This is a genomic window from Paenibacillus sp. LjRoot153 (assembly GCF_964253085.1).
Taxonomy (GTDB): domain Bacteria; phylum Bacillota; class Bacilli; order Paenibacillales; family NBRC-103111; genus Paenibacillus_E.
Map to the genome: position 1 here is coordinate 3,304,552 of NZ_CAXUQH020000001.1, position 15,966 is coordinate 3,320,517.

Genomic DNA, 15,966 nt, shown 5'->3' on the forward strand with positions numbered 1-15,966 from the left:
CCTCTTTCCGAAGTTAGGAAAGGGGCTTTTTTTCTGTTTAAATAGTTGTTCCACCGAGCCTGCACCATATGAAAATCAAATGAATACTTATAATATGGTGATTTTAGATGATAAAGGGGCGAGTTGAAAGGGGGAAATGGGATGTCTTCGCTTATTTCCATAGTCATGCTTACATGGAACGGCTTGAAATTTACGAAAGAGTGCGTGGAAAGTATTTTACGTCATGCGGATGACAGCATTAGGATTCAGTTTGTGTTTGTAGACAATGGTTCGTCGGATGGTACCGTGGAATATTTACGGACAGTCCCTTCCTCTAAGCTTATATGCAATCAAGAAAATAAGGGGTTTGCTGCTGGAAACAACCAAGGGATCGCAGAAGCTGATGGTGATTACATTTGTTTGCTGAACAACGATACGGTAGTGACCGGAGGTTGGTTGGTTCGTTTACTGGGATGCCTTCAGAGGGACCCCAACATCGCTATAGTTGGACCTCGTTCTAATAATGTCGCTTGGTCGCAGCTCGTCTACAATGTTCCCTATAAAAGCTCTGCGGAGATGGAGGTTTTCGCCTTACATTGGTCGCTCCAGCATAAAGATCAAGGCTTCTTCCCTCTTAAATTAATCGGGCATTGCATGCTTTTTCATAAAGATCTCATTGCTAAAATTGGCGGACTGGACGAAAGGTTTTTCCCAGGGAATTATGAGGATGATGATTTCTGTTTGCGAGCCCGAATCAGCGGTCAAAGTCTGTGGGTAGCGAATGACGTTTATGTTCATCATTATGGAGGAAGTACATTCCAATCGAACAAGACCAATTATTCAGCAAGCGCTTATTCGAATGCAGAACGGTTTTCCAAGAAATGGTCGCTAGGTATATCTGGGCTAGAGCTTGATCAGTTTGGATACAATCCCTCAGAGCTTGTGGAACGAGAAAAGCCATTCCGAATAGAACGACATTATATACCTATTCGTAATAAATAGTGTCTCATTGGAAACTTGTAGGAGGGAAAAGGAATGAGGATTGCTCTGATAAGTCCAGATTATCTTCCCGTTCCACCCGTAAAATACGGCGGTATAGAGCGAGTAGTTTATACGTTGGCAGAGGAGCTTGCAGATCGTGGTCATGAAGTTATTCTATATGCTCCATTTGGAAGTCAGATTCGAGGGAAGCTGATGCCTTATTTACATGTCGGTCATGACATGTGGCAAATTCCTAGTTTTGTAAAGCTAACATTGCCACCAGGGGTCGATATCATTCATGACCATACGCAGCTTTCCGTTGTTGGCCAAAAGAAACTCGCTGTACCGACCGTCTGTACGATCCATAATCCATTAACCAATCCGGTGAAACATGCCGTATATTTGAGCAAAAGACATCGGGACTTATTCGGCAGCCCTCATGATCACGTCGTTTATAACGGATTAAACCCCGATGAATTTCAATTTTCTGATCAAAAGGGTGACTACCTGCTATACATTGGAGCTATTCTTCCTTACAAAGGTGTTCATCATGCGATTGAAGCGGCGGAGCGATCTAACCAAAAGTTAATTATTGCAGGACCCGTTTATGATCATGAATATTTCCATAAGGAGATTCTTTCCAAGACCATGTCGAATCCATCTATTCAATATGTCGGTGAAGTCGGAGGTCAAGCGCGTCAAGATTTATTGAAGCATGCCAGATGCATGTTATTTCCGACGCTGGTTGAGGAGCCCTTTGGGCTCGTCATGATTGAAGCTATGGCATGTGGAACACCTGTCTTGGCCTTGCCAAATGGATCTGTTCCTGAGGTGATGAGCGGTTTTCCTCAATTAATATGCCGCTCTGTTCAAGAGATGGGGAACAAATTGATCCATGAGACACTGCCCGATCCTTATGAGCTCCGCGAATATGTGCTTGAGCAGTTTACTACAAGCGGGATGACAGATAAATATCTTGACATATATCAAGCAATCATTGATGAGGAAAGTTGATAGTAACAACAAGCAGCGGCTGCGCCTCGGTTCATTAGGCGCAGCCGCTGTTTTCTCATTTCTCATTTTCTGCGGCTTCGGAGCTGTCCGAAAGATGCAGAACGGATTCAAGGTACTTTTTATTATGCAGGATACTCCGATCTTTGGGTCTGTAGGTGCGGGCAATTTCATTGTGCTTATAAGCATTGGTGTGTTGCCCTAGATGGTCATAACAGACACAGAGCTGTAGATGTGGCAGCCATGTTGAAAATTTAGGATTAGAGAATCCCAAATTGTGTGCAGGGACCTGCAGTTCTGAAGCTAATTTGTACCAAAACACAGCTGGTTCGTATTGCTTACGGTTTAGAAAATAATAGCCTAGACGACAACAGAACTCAGCACGCGGGCTGTCATATTGAAAGGATCGGAATACGGACTGTAATTCCATTTCACTGTTGCCTAGCTGATGGTAACAATCCGCTAGATTACTGCAAGAGGAGATTTCATCCTCCACCCAGCCCTTGCCATTCGCCAAGAATTTATTGTAATAAATAATTGCTTTTGCATACTTGTTATGATCTTTTAATTCATTCGCGTAGTAATACAAATCCCTTGGTGTGAACGTCTCACCACGCAGCAGTCTATTTTGGAATATTTTGAGGTTCCTGTCGCTCTTCGTATGGATTCTGCAATGCGTAACGGTAATGTCAGAGTCCACAATATTCCCGCTAACCTCTAAATATTCGTGAATCGCGCCAATCCATTTGAACTTGTTCTCTCGTTTTACTAACCGATTGCGCTTAAATCTGAAAGTCGGGGTGCCAAATTCATCAAACGCATAATTATAAAACATCGTGACCGAATCGACGGATAGCTCCAGATCAGTTTTTAACGCTAGGAGCTTGTTGCAATCTTCTTCCTTTAAAATATCATCCGCGTCCAACCATAGAATGTAGTCTTTCGTGGCTTGCCGAAAAGCAAAGTTACGCGCTGCCGAGAAATCATCTATCCATTTAAAATCGTAGATGTGATCCGTAAAGGAGCTTGCAATCGATTTCGTTTGGTCGGTAGAACCGGTATCTACGATGATGATCTCGTCAACCGCTTTCGCAACGGAAGATAAACAAGATCGAAGTGTTTTCTCCTCATTTTTAACGATTAGGCACAGACTTATGGTAATCAACGTGTTCACTCACTTTCTATACATGGAATAAAATTGAATCTGGTCTTTCTAAACTATTCATAGTTTCAATTAGAGGGCACGGCATGTGAGTAAAGGGTATGCCCCTTACCATGAGAATCTTTTGTATACAGGATGCTTATATCGAACCAAAATTCCTTTGACAGAATATGGTGATCAAAGAGGAGGTGCGGTATGAATCGATTTTTTGAAAAAATAATTAAACCCATTTTAATCAAATACGAGGCTACACACATTGTAGAAATTGGCGTTTTCCTAGGTGGTCGTACCACCATAAAATTGCTTGAGTTTTGTAAAATGATGAACGGTAAGCTAACGGTCATTGATCCTGCACCGGGATTTAATACTTATGCTTATGAAGCTGTATTTTCAGAGGAATTAGTCGTTCATAAAAAGCACAGTCTGGAGGTATTATCAGAGATTCAAGCTGCAGATGTATTTCTCATCGACGGAGACCATAATTGGTACACCGTTTATCATGAATTAATGGCAATTGAGCAAATGGCAACTAGATCAGGCAAATTTCCGATTGTCATTCTTCATGATACGGAGTGGCCATATGGAAGACGTGATTCTTACTACTTTCCGGAAACCATTCCCAACCAATACCTTAAACCAAATGCGCAAAAAGGGATGTTAGCTGGCTCCAGCGAGCTCGTTGAAACAGGGGGTATTAATGAAACCCAGTACAATGCGCTGAAGGAATATGGGGAAGAAAACGGTGTGTTGACAGCAATAGAAGATTTCTTAAAAGTAACGACTTTCTCTCTAAGTTTCCATCGCGTTAGCACGAATAATGGATTAGGAATTCTTGTTCCTAGCGATAAAAAGGTAGATACGGTGATGCAGTATATTATGGATACATCAGGTTTATAAAAGAAGCGACTGCTCCCCATAAATTTGGGCGCAGCCGCTTCTTTTTGAGGTACATATGAGTTGAAGTCTATCAACTATTACATGTTCGAAATGTGTTTAGAAGTGCGATGAAAGGCTCTAGTCCCGAATTTCATCACCTAATTCAATCAATAATTTACAAATAATGTTTTTTTCAATCATTTGTCCTCTCTCATTCGTCCATGCGCTGAAAGTTTGTACACATATACTATACGAGGAAACTAGAGTAGTTTCATTTTAAGCAAGGGAGGTTGGTGTTATTAAAAGAAACATATCTTTATTGCAGGTAACTAGTATTAAAATCATAAGGAGGTGTAAGTTCTTTGAGTAAACTTGCTCAGTTAATGAATTTAATTGGAATCGTGGGAATAATGAACATCAAAAAAATAGAAATTGAGTACTTTAACGAAGAAGAATACAAAATAAAGTTCGAAATAGGCGATGGCCCCATTCAAAGAATGTCCGAGCTTGAGGATTTTCTAGAAGACATAGATTGGATTCAGGTCGAGGAAATTGAGATTGAATTGTACAACGGTGGGGAAATTGAAATTGAATTTCCTGATGGTGGTGATGGTCCGACAGGAGCAACTGGAGCAACAGGAGCAACAGGAGCAACAGGAGCAACAGGAGCAACGGGAGCGACAGGTGCAACAGGAGCAACAGGAGCAACGGGAGCAACAGGAGCGACAGGTCCTACAGGAGCAACGGGAGCAACAGGAGCGACAGGTCCTACAGGTGCGACAGGTGCTACAGGTGCTACAGGTGCGACAGGAGCAACAGGCGCGACAGGAGCAACAGGAGCTACTGGTGCGACAGGAACTGTAGGTGCTACAGGAGCAACAGGAGTGACAGGTGCTACAGGAGCTGGAGCTACAGGAGCTACAGGAGCAATAGGAGCAACCGGAGCAACGGGTCCAGCTGGTGGTCCACCGGGACCAACCGGAGCAACAGGTGCAGATGGAGCAACAGGAGCAACAGGAGCAACAGGTGCAACAGGTGCAGATGGAGCAACCGGAGCAACGGGTGTAGAAGGAGCAGTTGGAGCTACAGGAGCAACAGGTGCAACAGGAGCAACAGGAGAAGTTGGGGCAACTGGTGCAACAGGAGCAACGGGAGCAACAGGAGAAGTTGGGGCAACTGGTGCAACAGGAGCAACGGGAGCAACAGGAGAAGTTGGGGCAACTGGTGCAACCGGAGCAACGGGAGCAACAGGAGAAGTTGGGGCAACTGGTGCAACAGGAGCAACAGGAGCAACAGGAGCAACAGGTGCAGATGGAGCAACTGGTGCAACAGGAGCAACAGGAGCAACAGGAGAAGTTGGGGCAACTGGTGCAACCGGTGACATAGGAGCAACAGGAGCAACGGGACCTGCTGGTGGTCCACAGGGTCCAACTGGAGCAACAGGAGCAACAGGAGCAGATGGGGCAATAGGACCAACAGGAGCAACAGGAGCAACTGGTGAACGGGGAATGACAGGAGCAACCGGACCAATGGGTTCGATTCAACCCAACCCATTTGAAGTATTTGTTCAAGTAGGAGCAGTTGGAGGAGATGGTACACAGGCTAGTCCATTTGGTACAATACAACAAGGTGTGACGGCTGTATCCCCAACAGGAATAGTTCATATATTAGGAGGAACTTATCCTCTTGTTTCGCAAATAGTAATTAATAAAGCTGGGGTAACATTAAGAGGATATCCTGATACCCTAATATCGTTACAAGCTGCCGTAATTCCTTTTCTTGTTACGGGTAATGGTGTAACAATAGACGGATTGACAATTACTAGTGATGTTCCTTATGCGACTGAGTTTATTCAACTAGCCGGAACAAATCATATGCTTACTAATAATATTATTTATGGACCGCCTCAAGCAGGACCATCAACAGGTTGGGTAGTAAATCGTGGATTTGTAACGCAATCTAATGTAACAAATCTAATTGTTCAAAATAATATTTTTTATTCACTCAGGCAACCAGCTTATTTAAATCCAAATTCAACTGGTCAAATCATTAGTAATGTAGTTTATAATACTCGTGGATTTGTAGTTGATCAGGCGATCTTTGTTTTTTCAGGCAACTCATGGGGAATTCCAATAAATGCATTTGATATTGCATTGTTATCTGGTACAATAGCTGGTACGCCTTACGATCCTTTGACAGTGTTATCATCCAATAATAGCAATGCTTCAATTAGTGACCAAAGGTAGATTGAGCAGGGTATCCGCAGTTTTGCGGATGCCTTTTTTACGTCCAAAGTGAGGCCTACAGAGGGGCAACAGGAGAAACAGGAGCAACCGGAGCAACAGGTATACCTGGATCAGGCGCCTATGTTCCATTTGAATCTGGTGGAGCAATTACTATGACAACTATTGCACTTGGAGCAGTTTTATAATTGACTCTATTCTGTCAGTTTTCATTACCCTAAGATGTTTGATAGGAATGAAATCTAGGAAATAGAGTCTTTTTTGTGTAATTTTTACTATTATTTCACTATTACCAGTATGATTATCCAAACCAACTTGCCTACTTTTATTATAATAAACTGTACGTCATATTAATTTGGTAGTGGCTGACTTGCATTCAACCTCCTCGAGGTAGGTAGCTTTAACTCTTACTTCTATTGAAGAAACACATTTTCAATACATATAGTCATATGCATATTTTGTAATGGACAACCATCTAATGCCAAAAAGTACAGACAAACCCCTGGGATAATCCGTATGATGAAGCATCACAGGAGGTGTTGTAATTGAGTCTCTTAGTTGGCAAAAAGAAAAGTACCATGACAGTGAAAAAGCGTTTAATAATTAAAAAAAGTGGGGCGAAGCTCCATAAAGTTAGTGGATGTGGCTGTCACAAACGTAAGAAAAAAGTGAAAAAGCACTGCCGCAAGATTATTATCGTGAAAATCAAGCGAAAATGCTGTAAAAAAGGTCCAAAAGGAAATCGCGGTCCACGTGGTTTCAGAGGCTTTACTGGAGCAGCGGGAGCGGCCGGTGCAACAGGTGCAACAGGTGCAACCGGAGAAGCAGGCGCACACGGTGCAACAGGAGCAACAGGCGCACACGGTGCAACAGGAGCAACAGGTGCAACTGGAGCGCAAGGACCAATAGGGCCAAAAGGGAAAAAAGGCGAAGATGGCGATAAAGGCAAAAGAGGTCATACAGGACCAACAGGGCCAACAGGTCCTAAAGGGGATCAAGGTCACCATGGACACCATGGACCAACAGGTCCAACAGGTCCAAAAGGTGAGAGAGGTCACAAAGGCGATAAAGGGGACCATGGACCGATGGGGCCGCAGGGTGAAACAGGGGCTCGTGGAGCAACAGGACCATACGGAATTGGGGGCATCGGACCAACCGGGGCACCAGGAATAGCAGGACCAATGGGACCAATGGGACCAATGGGACCAATGGGTCCGTTAGGTCCTTTGGGTCCGATGGGACCAATGGGGCCGATGGGTCCAACGGGTGTGGGGGCAATGGGACCAATGGGGCCGATGGGTCCAACGGGTGTGGGAGCAATGGGACCAATGGGGCCAACAGGTCAGATGGGACCAATGGGACCAACGGGACCAGGAGTAGGTGAAACCGGAGCAACAGGAGCAACGGGAGCAGCTGGAGCAACAGGGGCAGCCGGAGCAGCAGGTGAAACCGGGGCAACCGGAGCAACGGGGGCAGCCGGAGCAGTAGGTGAAACCGGAGCAACAGGAGCAACAGGGGCAGCCGGAGCAACGGGTGTAGCCGGAGCAGCAGGTGAAACCGGGGCAACAGGAGCAACGGGAGCAGCTGGAGCAGCCGGAGCAACCGGAGCAGCTGGTGCAGTCGGAGCAACAGGTGCGACGGGGGCAGCTGGAGCAGCAGGTGAAACGGGAGCAGCTGGAGCGACAGGAGCAACGGGAGCGGCCGGACCGGGATCCATTATTCCATTTGCATCAGGTATTCCAGTAGCATTAGCATCGGTTATAGGAGGTGTGCTCAACACTGGAGGCCTTATCGGCTTCGGAAGTTCAGTCGATAATGTTGTTGTTGGTGGAGCAACTATCAATCTCTCGGCAAGCGGTGGACTTCTCGACTTCGCATTCTCCTCGCCTCGCGCCGGAACAGTCACATCTATATCTGCATTTTTCAGTGTTACGCTTGGCGTCACGGTGGCAAGCCCAGTCACGATCAGGGCAACCTTATATAGAGCAGCTGCAGGCAGCAATATCTTCTCGCCGACCTCTGCTGTATTACCGTTGACTCCAGCATTAACTGGTTTAATTAATATAGGTACGACTAGGAATGCAATACTTCCAGTTAATGTGGCAGTTGCAGCACAAGATCGCCTCTTAATGGTATTCTCCCTCGATACAGGCGGTCTGGATCTTCTGGAAACTGTAATAGGCTTTGCTAGTGCAGGTATTACGATTAACTAATGTTTAGATAATAGTTAGGTTATTAATAACAAAGCTCAAGGTAACTCCTATTCATTACCCAGTCTATTACTAGGGATGAATGGTAGTAACTTGAGCTTTTTCTTATTACGTGCACTCTATTTACTCCAAATCGAATTCTTTCATCTTATTGTAAAGCGTTCCGCGAGAGATCCCAAGTAACTTTGCTGCTGCACTTTTGTTACCCGCTGTTTTGGCTAAAGCTTCTTCGATTAACGTGATTTCATCCGTTTCTGTAGCTTTTTCCTTCAGTTGAAAACCGTACGCTTCTGCATCCTGAATCAGACTTGGCTGCTGCTCTTGGAGGGCAGGTGGCAAATGTTCAAGCGTGAGCATCTCATCTTCATTTAAAATAATGCACCGCTCGATGACATTTTTCAATTCCTGAATGTTGCCAGGCCAATCGTATTGGGACAGCGCCAGAATCACTTCGGGGGAAAGGACAGGTGCTGGCTTCTGGTAGTGCATCGAAAATTGCTTCAAATACATATGAACCATCGCCGGGATATCCTCGTTCCGTTCACGCAAAGGAGGGATACGGATAGAGACGACATTAAGCGCATAGTAAAGGTCAGTTCTGAAATCTTGGGAAGCAACCCTGCTAGCTAGATCCTGCGTGGTTGCAATGATAATGCGCGTTTGAACATTGATCGGTTGATTGCCACCGGAGCGGACAAGCGTTTGCTGCGTGATGTAGCGATAGAGCTTGGCTTGAAGTTCCAGAGACATTTTCTCAATATCGTTAATAAATAGTGTACCCTCTTTGGCATGTTCTAATTTGCCGGGTTGACCACTTTCATTTCCACTAAATGCCCCGCCTTGATAGCCGAACAATTCCGTCTCCAAAATGCCTGCTGGTACAATGCCGCAATGTACGGTTAAAAAAGGATGCATCGAGCGTGAGCTCGATTGATGAATAATTTGCGCGAGCTGCTCCTTCCCAACCCCTGATTCTCCGATGAGTAGGACTGGGGTATCCGTAGCCGCGACTTTTTTGGCCCATTGGATAACCTTGCCGATGGCTGGCCCCTTTCCTTTAATAAGGGCAAAAGGGTCCTCTTGCGACGCTTCACTAGGAAGCCCAACTGACTCAACGGTAGTCAATTGTTCGTTCAATCGCACCAATTGGGTAATATCTTGTTCTGTCGCGATACCGCCGATGATTGTGCCTGCGGCATCTTTGATCGGCGAAGCGTTAATGAGGACATGCGTCTCAGGTCTTGGCCGGTGATACGTATTGCGGATGAGCCTGCCTTCATCTAGTATTTTCAGAACCATCAAGGTTTCGACGTCAAAATGTTCCCCAATTCGCTTCCCCACAATGTCTGCACGCGGCAATCCGTAAAGATCTTCCGCGACTAGGTTCCAGCAAATCACGGCCCCTTCTCGGTCCACGACGGTTACGGCGTCGGTTACGGTTTCGGCTAGGGCAGTGAAGTAGGCGTACCACTTCTGCCCCTCTTTCATCACGTAATCAGCATACGCAGCAAGGCTGACATAACCTAGAAGGGTGTCTTGTTCCTTGATGCAGAGAAAGGGGCGAATTCTTCCACGTATAAGCTTTTGAATGTGGTCTTGATTGCTAAGCTCCTTCATTGAACAACTAGGAATTTTAAAATAGTCCATGTTTACAAGGTGTGCAAGCACCGAAGATGATTGAAAAGCTTTTAACAACTCTGCATCCTCTGGTGTAAATAACGTTACGACACGGTCTTGTTGAACGATAGCGGCTGTTCCTGTTTGAAGAATAGAAGTGAGCTCCGTAAGTGTCGTCTCTATAGGAAGTGTTTGAAACTGTGTGTGCAATGGAAAGTGTTCAGGAATGAACATGTTAACCCTCTTTTATCCGCCATATTTGGTTTTAATTTACCATGAAAAGGTAGACGATTCAACACATCCCAGCCCTTAGTTGAATATTGTACAGATATGAATGGTTCTTAAGAAAGATTGTACAAGTTCTAAAAATATTTAAACATATAGTGTTCAAAATCAAAAATTAAGTGTATAATTCGATTATAAATTAAACATAAGTGTACAATTTCTCCTTGGAGGCAACCACAGATGGAACTCATGATGCGTAATATATTTCAATCCCTAGGCAAAAGTCGCGCAGCCAATCGCTTAGCGAAGAAATATGGACTCCGTTTTGGCGCAGCACGTTTTGTAGCTGGTGAAACGATTCAACAATCGATCAATGCGGTGCGTGGATTGAATCAAGATGGCCGCGTGGCGACGTTGGACCATTTGGGCGAGTTTGTTTTTAGCGTGGAAGAAGCGTTGGAATCGGCTGCGATGTGCATCCAAACGCTCGATGCGATTGCGGAGTCGGGTGTTCGCTCCAATTTATCGTTGAAAATGACCTCCTTAGGGCTAGATATTAGCCGAGATCTTTGCGTAAGCAGCATGAAAAGGATTCTGGAGCGTGCGCGGATGCATGGCAACTTTGTCCGGATTGACATGGAGGATTATGCGCACTGTCAGGTCTCGCTTGATATTTACCGGGAGCTGCGTCAAGAATACGAAAATGTAGGCATCGTGATACAGGCATATCTGTTCCGTACTTTGAAGGACATGGATGATCTACATGAGCTAGGCGCGAATTTGCGATTGGTTAAAGGCGCTTATAAGGAGTCTCCAGAGGTTGCTTTTCCAGAGAAAAGTGCAGTCGATGAGAATTACAAAGTGATCATTCAAAAGCATTTGATGAACGGGCATTATACCGCGGTTGCGAGCCATGATGAGGCGATTATTCATTTTACAAAGCAATTCGTGAGTGAGAATAACATCGGGAAAGATCAGTTCGAGTTCCAAATGCTTTATGGGATCTGTGAAGACCTGCAAAAGCAGCTTGTGAAAGAGGGCTATCGTGTCCGCATTTATGTGCCGTATGGCGTCGATTGGTTCGGATATTTCATGAGAAGATTAGCAGAACGTCCAGCGAATGTCTGGTTTGTTCTTAAGAATATGTTCAAATAAAAATAAGCTTTCTATTCGGAGAGGAGCCATTATACATGACTACATTATCAACAAAGGTAATTCCATACACGAATGAACCGTTTACGAATTTTGCTCTAGAGGACAATATGAAGGCGATGCAAGCGGCGATCGCAAAGGTGAAAGGCGAGCTTGGGCTCGAGTACCCGCTATATATTGGTACTGAGAAGATCATGACAGAAGCGAAGATTACATCGATCAATCCAGGCAATGTGGATGAAGTGATCGGGTACGTGAGTAAAGCGGATCAAGCTTTGGCTGAAAAAGCAATGAACGTTGCACTCGAAACCTTCGAGTCCTGGAAAAAGGTTCCCGCTAGAGAACGCGCGGAATATTTATTCAAAGCAGCCGCGCTTATGCGTGATCGGAAGCATGAATTCTCAGCACTAATGATTCTTGAGTCCGGCAAAAACTACGTAGAAGCCGATGTCGATACCGCGGAAGCGATCGATTTCATCGAGTTCTATGCGCGTGAAATGATCCGTTTGAGCGGGATCAATGAGACACAACCTTTGGTAAGAATTCCTGGTGAGAACAACCAGATTTCCTATATCCCACTTGGCGTTGGCGTTGTAATTCCGCCGTGGAATTTTCCGCTTGCGATTTGCGTAGGGATGACGGTATCTGCTGTTGTTTCGGGGAATACGGTATTGCTGAAGCCAGCTTCTACGACGCCTGTTATCGCACATAAATTCGTTGCTTTGATGGAAGAAGTTGGTCTGCCTGCGGGTGTCATTAACTTCATTCCAGGCAGCGGTGCTGAAGTTGGCGACTACTTGACGACGCATCCGAAAACTCGGTTTATCTCTTTCACGGGGTCGAAAGAAATTGGCTTACGGATCAACCGTTTGGCTGCTGATGTGGCCCCAGGACAAATTTGGATTAAGCGAGTAATCGCTGAAATGGGTGGAAAAGACGGCATCGTCGTCGACGAAACGGCGGATCTAGATGCAGCTGCTGCTGCGATTGTGGCTTCGGCTTTTGGCTTCCAAGGTCAGAAATGCTCCGCGGGTTCCCGTGCGATTATCGTAGAGTCCGTCTACGATGAAGTGGTGGAGAAGGTTGTCGCATACACGAACAGACTACAGAGCGGTCTGCCGGAGTTGAACTTCGCGGCAGGACCGGTGATTGATAAAGCATCGTATGAGCGGATTTTGGACTACATCGAAGTTGGCAAAAGCGAAGGCACGCTGCTAGTAGGTGGCGGCAAAGCAGAAGGTAATGGCTATTACATTCAGCCAACCGTGTTTGGAGATGTGAGCGGCAAAGCGCGCTTGATGCAGGAAGAGATTTTTGGACCTGTGTTAGCGATCGCGAAAGCCGTAGATTGGCAAGAAGCGATTGCGATGTACAACGATACGGAGTTTGGGTTGACGGGATCTTACTTCTCCACGGACGAAGATCGCATCGCAGAAGCGTTGGAGACCGTTCATTGCGGTAACTTGTACATCAACCGCAAATGTACAGGAGCGCTTGTCGGCGTGCACCCGTTCGGCGGGTTCAACATGTCCGGTACGGACTCCAAGGCTGGCGGCTACGACTACTTGATGTTGTTGACCCAAGCGAAGTTGACTTCGCGTAAGGTGTAGGAATTAATTGCCGGCTGAAGAAGCAGGCGACAATAGATAGAGTAAGCCCCGCTTCGATGAAGTGGGGTTTTTATGTTTTAGCGCGCCTAGCAAAGCTAGGTACAACAAATAGATGCAAGTTAATTCGAGGTACGTGCCAAGTCGTTTCGTAGCTAACAGGCAACTAGTGGAGAGATCCTAAGGTTGAAGCCCACGCTCGTCCGATATGTGGACGATCTGGTCAGAGGTTGAGCTTTGTTTACCTTATTTTTGGGCTTGAAACGACTCTATACTCTCCATCAAAAATGTCCTCCGCTTCTCGATAAAAGAAAGAATGAATCCTCGCTCGTCTAAAAATATGCCATTGCCGTCTTTTTTATTAGGATCAAGATGGATAAATGGATGAAGCAATTGCTGCAGTGAAATAATTTCAGGCTCCAGTGCCATCTCCGTAAAATGCTCGCGAAAAATGGCAAGCAAAAGACTACAATATGATGAGCGAAACGAGGACACGTCCAAGATACGCGCAGTGAGTGTATTAAACCCCTCTATCGGAAGATACGTATGCTTCAGTACGTGTCCGTTCACATTTCTTCCCCAGGTTGCGTCGTAATCCCACGGAATGATAGTAAACCTTTCTGTTTCTCTATTTCGGTATAAAGCGTAATTATGAATAAAGCCGTCGAAGTTTTGAGTGCATACGGCTCCCGCTAACCACCGAAGGTAACTCTCGACATCCAACAGCTTTTCAATTTCGGCTTCAAATTGAGCGACTGGGGTTGTGTTGATTTTATAAATAAACGTGCGTAAATCGGCATCGTCCGCAGCCGTTCCGCACTTTCTCATATACCCTTCTTCAAGGGAGTCCTTAACTTCAGAGGTTTTAGGATTAAGAAGCGAGAAATTGGCATTCGAATTTATGGCGTAATAAATCGGCCCGTCCGGCAATTCTCTTGTTTGTAAAAAATGATTATCTACAGATTCAAGCTTCAAATAAATACCGGCAAATTGTTCATTGATAGACAGCAGCACATGGTAGGTTTGTGGTGATAGGGTACCGATACGGGTAAAAAAGTCAAAGGAAAGCTTGTTTCTTATGAGTGAGGGGTCTGCATATTCGGCATTGAGATGAAATTCCCGTTCTCCTTTGTACACCATTGGTGAAATGAACTTGACCTGAAACGATTTTTTTGGAAATTTACGGGTATGCGAGCCACGATATGCCAGCTTTATTTGATATTCATCTTGATCAAGGCGAAGGACTGCTGGGATCCATAGCTCTAAGTGCACGTTCTTGTTTAATTTTTCGAGCTGCTCGGGAATTACAGTAATGTGAAAATGTGGGATAGAAAGATTACCATTGATGCTCATTCTGCCACCTCTTGTAAGTTGTATTTTTACATAATATAGTATTAAGATTTCATGCGAAATGTCACTCTACTAGGGAAACGCTTGTTTTTTCTTCTAGCCCTCGCAATATATTTTCTAGTTCATAAACTATTAAATCAATGAAAAAGAGGTGGAATAATTGGAGCGGTTAAATAAAGAGGAACTTAAACATGTCGTGGATTCGATTGAGCCGGAGCTACAAATTTATATGAGTAAAAACCCGAAAAAATCGAAATCAGATTGTTGTTGTACAACAACGTCCACGACAACATGCACGACAACGTCCTCATCATCAAAGTGTTGTAAGAGAGGGAAGAGAGGGAAGAGAGGGAAGAGAGGAGCAACAGGAGCAACAGGAGCAGCAGGAGTAGCGGGAGCGACAGGAGCGACAGGAGCAGCTGGTGCAACAGGAGTAACTGGACCGACTGGACCGACTGGACCGACTGGACCGACTGGACCGACTGGAGGAACAGGAGCAACCGGAGCAACAGGGGCAACCGGAGTGACTGGAGCAGCTGGAGCAACAGGAGCAACCGGAGCAACAGGGGCAACCGGAGCAACTGGTGCAACAGGTGACACAGGAGCGACCGGAGCGACGGGACCAGCTGGTGGTCCACAGGGACCAACCGGAGCAACTGGGCCAACAGGAGCAGGAGGAGCAACCGGAGCAGCTGGTGCAACAGGTGAAACTGGAGCAACAGGAGCAACTGGTGCAACCGGAGCAGCTGGTGCAACAGGAGCAACTGGTGCAACCGGAGCGACTGGAGTAACAGGAGCAGCTGGTGCAACTGGAGAAACAGGGGCAACCGGAGCAACCGGAGCAACGGGAGCAACCGGAGCAGCTGGAGCAACCGGAGCAACAGGAGCAACAGGAGCAGCTGGAGCAACTGGTGCAACCGGAGCGACACCAACTACTTTCACTAAAATTCTTAATTTTGGTGGAAATAATGCAGGATTTCAACGTTTAGCAGGGTCGCCTGGAGCGCTTTCCAATATGGTACCTTATGTCGATGCTGCGAATGGAAGCGTAGTTGCTTTTTCTGGGGCAATAGATGTAAACAACTTACCTGCTGGAGTGTATCTTTTCCAAGTATGTTTTGATGTTATTAATACTGCAGCGGCACCGTTAGCAGCTAACATCATATCTACAATTACTCTTACAACTACGGCTGCCCTTACTGGAACCATAGTTTTCTCAATTAGACCTACAGATGTAGGAGCGCAGCCTGTGCGTATTTCCAATGGTGCTCCATATGCAGTCACTCCAAATGCCACAGTAACATGGACCAGTAATATAGCTGGTAACCCTGTCATAAGAAATGATGCAATTTCAGTATTCCTAAATATGAACGTTACACAAAATGCCGTTTACTCTGTGTATATTTCATCTGCTGTTTAAATAGAGAAGGATCGTCCTAGCCGGTCTGGATCGGGTATTATTACTTATGGTCAACAACCTAAAAAGGTTATCTGTGTAGATTACCTTGCGTTGTTGACCATGAGTAATTTTCATGGCAGAAAACATGCGAAAA

At 45.5% G+C, this 15,966-nt stretch carries 11 protein-coding genes; 8 read left to right on the forward strand and 3 right to left on the reverse strand.

Annotated features, from left to right (window positions below; translation table 11 throughout):
- Positions 1–141 precede the first annotated feature (141 nt).
- Positions 142–981 (forward strand): glycosyltransferase family 2 protein, encoded by an 840-nt coding sequence (locus ACSQ8P_RS13745; RefSeq protein ID WP_436235711.1) that lies wholly within the window; start codon positions 142–144, stop codon positions 979–981.
- Between the two features lie 33 nt (positions 982–1,014).
- Positions 1,015–1,974, forward strand: coding sequence for a glycosyltransferase family 4 protein (locus ACSQ8P_RS13750; protein WP_436235712.1), 960 nt, complete (start codon positions 1,015–1,017; stop codon positions 1,972–1,974).
- A gap of 55 nt (positions 1,975–2,029) precedes the next feature.
- On the opposite strand, the gene ACSQ8P_RS13755 is transcribed toward ACSQ8P_RS13750, so the two are convergent.
- Complete coding sequence (locus ACSQ8P_RS13755; protein ID WP_436235713.1) at positions 2,030–3,145, reverse strand: glycosyltransferase; 1,116 nt, start codon at positions 3,143–3,145, stop codon at positions 2,030–2,032.
- Positions 3,146–3,328: 183 nt separating this feature from the next.
- Here ACSQ8P_RS13755 and ACSQ8P_RS13760 point away from each other — a divergent pair, with 183 nt between their 5' ends.
- The 3 genes from ACSQ8P_RS13760 to ACSQ8P_RS13770 all read left to right on the forward strand — a co-directional run bounded on the left by ACSQ8P_RS13760 (position 3,329) and on the right by ACSQ8P_RS13770 (position 8,465).
- Positions 3,329–4,030: a class I SAM-dependent methyltransferase gene (locus ACSQ8P_RS13760; protein ID WP_436235714.1), complete on the forward strand. Its 702-nt coding sequence runs from the start codon at positions 3,329–3,331 to the stop codon at positions 4,028–4,030.
- Positions 4,031–4,371: 341 nt separating this feature from the next.
- Positions 4,372–6,255, forward strand: coding sequence for a collagen-like triple helix repeat-containing protein (locus ACSQ8P_RS13765; protein ID WP_436235715.1), 1,884 nt, complete (start codon positions 4,372–4,374; stop codon positions 6,253–6,255).
- Positions 6,256–6,797: 542 nt separating this feature from the next.
- Positions 6,798–8,465 (forward strand): exosporium glycoprotein BclB-related protein, encoded by a 1,668-nt coding sequence (locus ACSQ8P_RS13770; RefSeq protein WP_436235716.1) that lies wholly within the window; start codon positions 6,798–6,800, stop codon positions 8,463–8,465.
- Positions 8,466–8,585: 120 nt separating this feature from the next.
- Here ACSQ8P_RS13770 and ACSQ8P_RS13775 read toward each other — a convergent pair whose 3' ends face one another.
- A complete protein-coding gene (locus tag ACSQ8P_RS13775; protein ID WP_436235717.1) occupies positions 8,586–10,313 on the reverse strand; it encodes a sigma-54 interaction domain-containing protein in 1,728 nt (575 codons plus the stop codon).
- A 231-nt stretch (positions 10,314–10,544) separates the two neighbouring features.
- Here ACSQ8P_RS13775 and ACSQ8P_RS13780 point away from each other — a divergent pair, with 231 nt between their 5' ends.
- Both ACSQ8P_RS13780 and pruA read left to right on the forward strand, forming a co-directional pair.
- The gene (locus ACSQ8P_RS13780; protein WP_436235718.1) at positions 10,545–11,459 is read left to right on the forward strand and encodes a proline dehydrogenase family protein; all 915 of its coding nucleotides are present in this window, start codon (positions 10,545–10,547) and stop codon (positions 11,457–11,459) included.
- A 35-nt stretch (positions 11,460–11,494) separates the two neighbouring features.
- Positions 11,495–13,066 (forward strand): L-glutamate gamma-semialdehyde dehydrogenase, encoded by a 1,572-nt coding sequence (gene pruA, locus ACSQ8P_RS13785; RefSeq protein WP_436235719.1) that lies wholly within the window; start codon positions 11,495–11,497, stop codon positions 13,064–13,066.
- A 243-nt stretch (positions 13,067–13,309) separates the two neighbouring features.
- Here the strand turns inward: pruA and ACSQ8P_RS13790 are convergent, their stop codons facing one another.
- Positions 13,310–14,416 carry a CotH kinase family protein gene (locus tag ACSQ8P_RS13790; RefSeq protein ID WP_436235720.1) on the reverse strand — a complete coding sequence of 369 codons (1,107 nt, stop codon included), beginning with the start codon at positions 14,414–14,416 and terminating at the stop codon, positions 13,310–13,312.
- Positions 14,417–14,573: 157 nt separating this feature from the next.
- Between ACSQ8P_RS13790 and ACSQ8P_RS13795 the strand changes: the two genes are divergently transcribed.
- Complete coding sequence (locus tag ACSQ8P_RS13795) at positions 14,574–15,833, forward strand: collagen-like protein (RefSeq protein ID WP_436235721.1); 1,260 nt, start codon at positions 14,574–14,576, stop codon at positions 15,831–15,833.
- Positions 15,834–15,966 lie beyond the last annotated feature (133 nt).

Coding starts and splice junctions, on each gene's coding strand:
- ACSQ8P_RS13745 (WP_436235711.1), top strand. CDS start 142: ATGTCTTCGCTTATTTCCATAGTCATGCTTACATGGAACGGCTTGAAA.
- ACSQ8P_RS13750 (WP_436235712.1), top strand. CDS start 1,015: ATGAGGATTGCTCTGATAAGTCCAGATTATCTTCCCGTTCCACCCGTA.
- ACSQ8P_RS13790 (WP_436235720.1), bottom strand. CDS start 14,416: ATGAGCATCAATGGTAATCTTTCTATCCCACATTTTCACATTACTGTA.
- pruA (WP_436235719.1), top strand. CDS start 11,495: ATGACTACATTATCAACAAAGGTAATTCCATACACGAATGAACCGTTT.
- ACSQ8P_RS13760 (WP_436235714.1), top strand. CDS start 3,329: ATGAATCGATTTTTTGAAAAAATAATTAAACCCATTTTAATCAAATAC.
- ACSQ8P_RS13775 (WP_436235717.1), bottom strand. CDS start 10,313: ATGTTCATTCCTGAACACTTTCCATTGCACACACAGTTTCAAACACTT.
- ACSQ8P_RS13780 (WP_436235718.1), top strand. CDS start 10,545: ATGGAACTCATGATGCGTAATATATTTCAATCCCTAGGCAAAAGTCGC.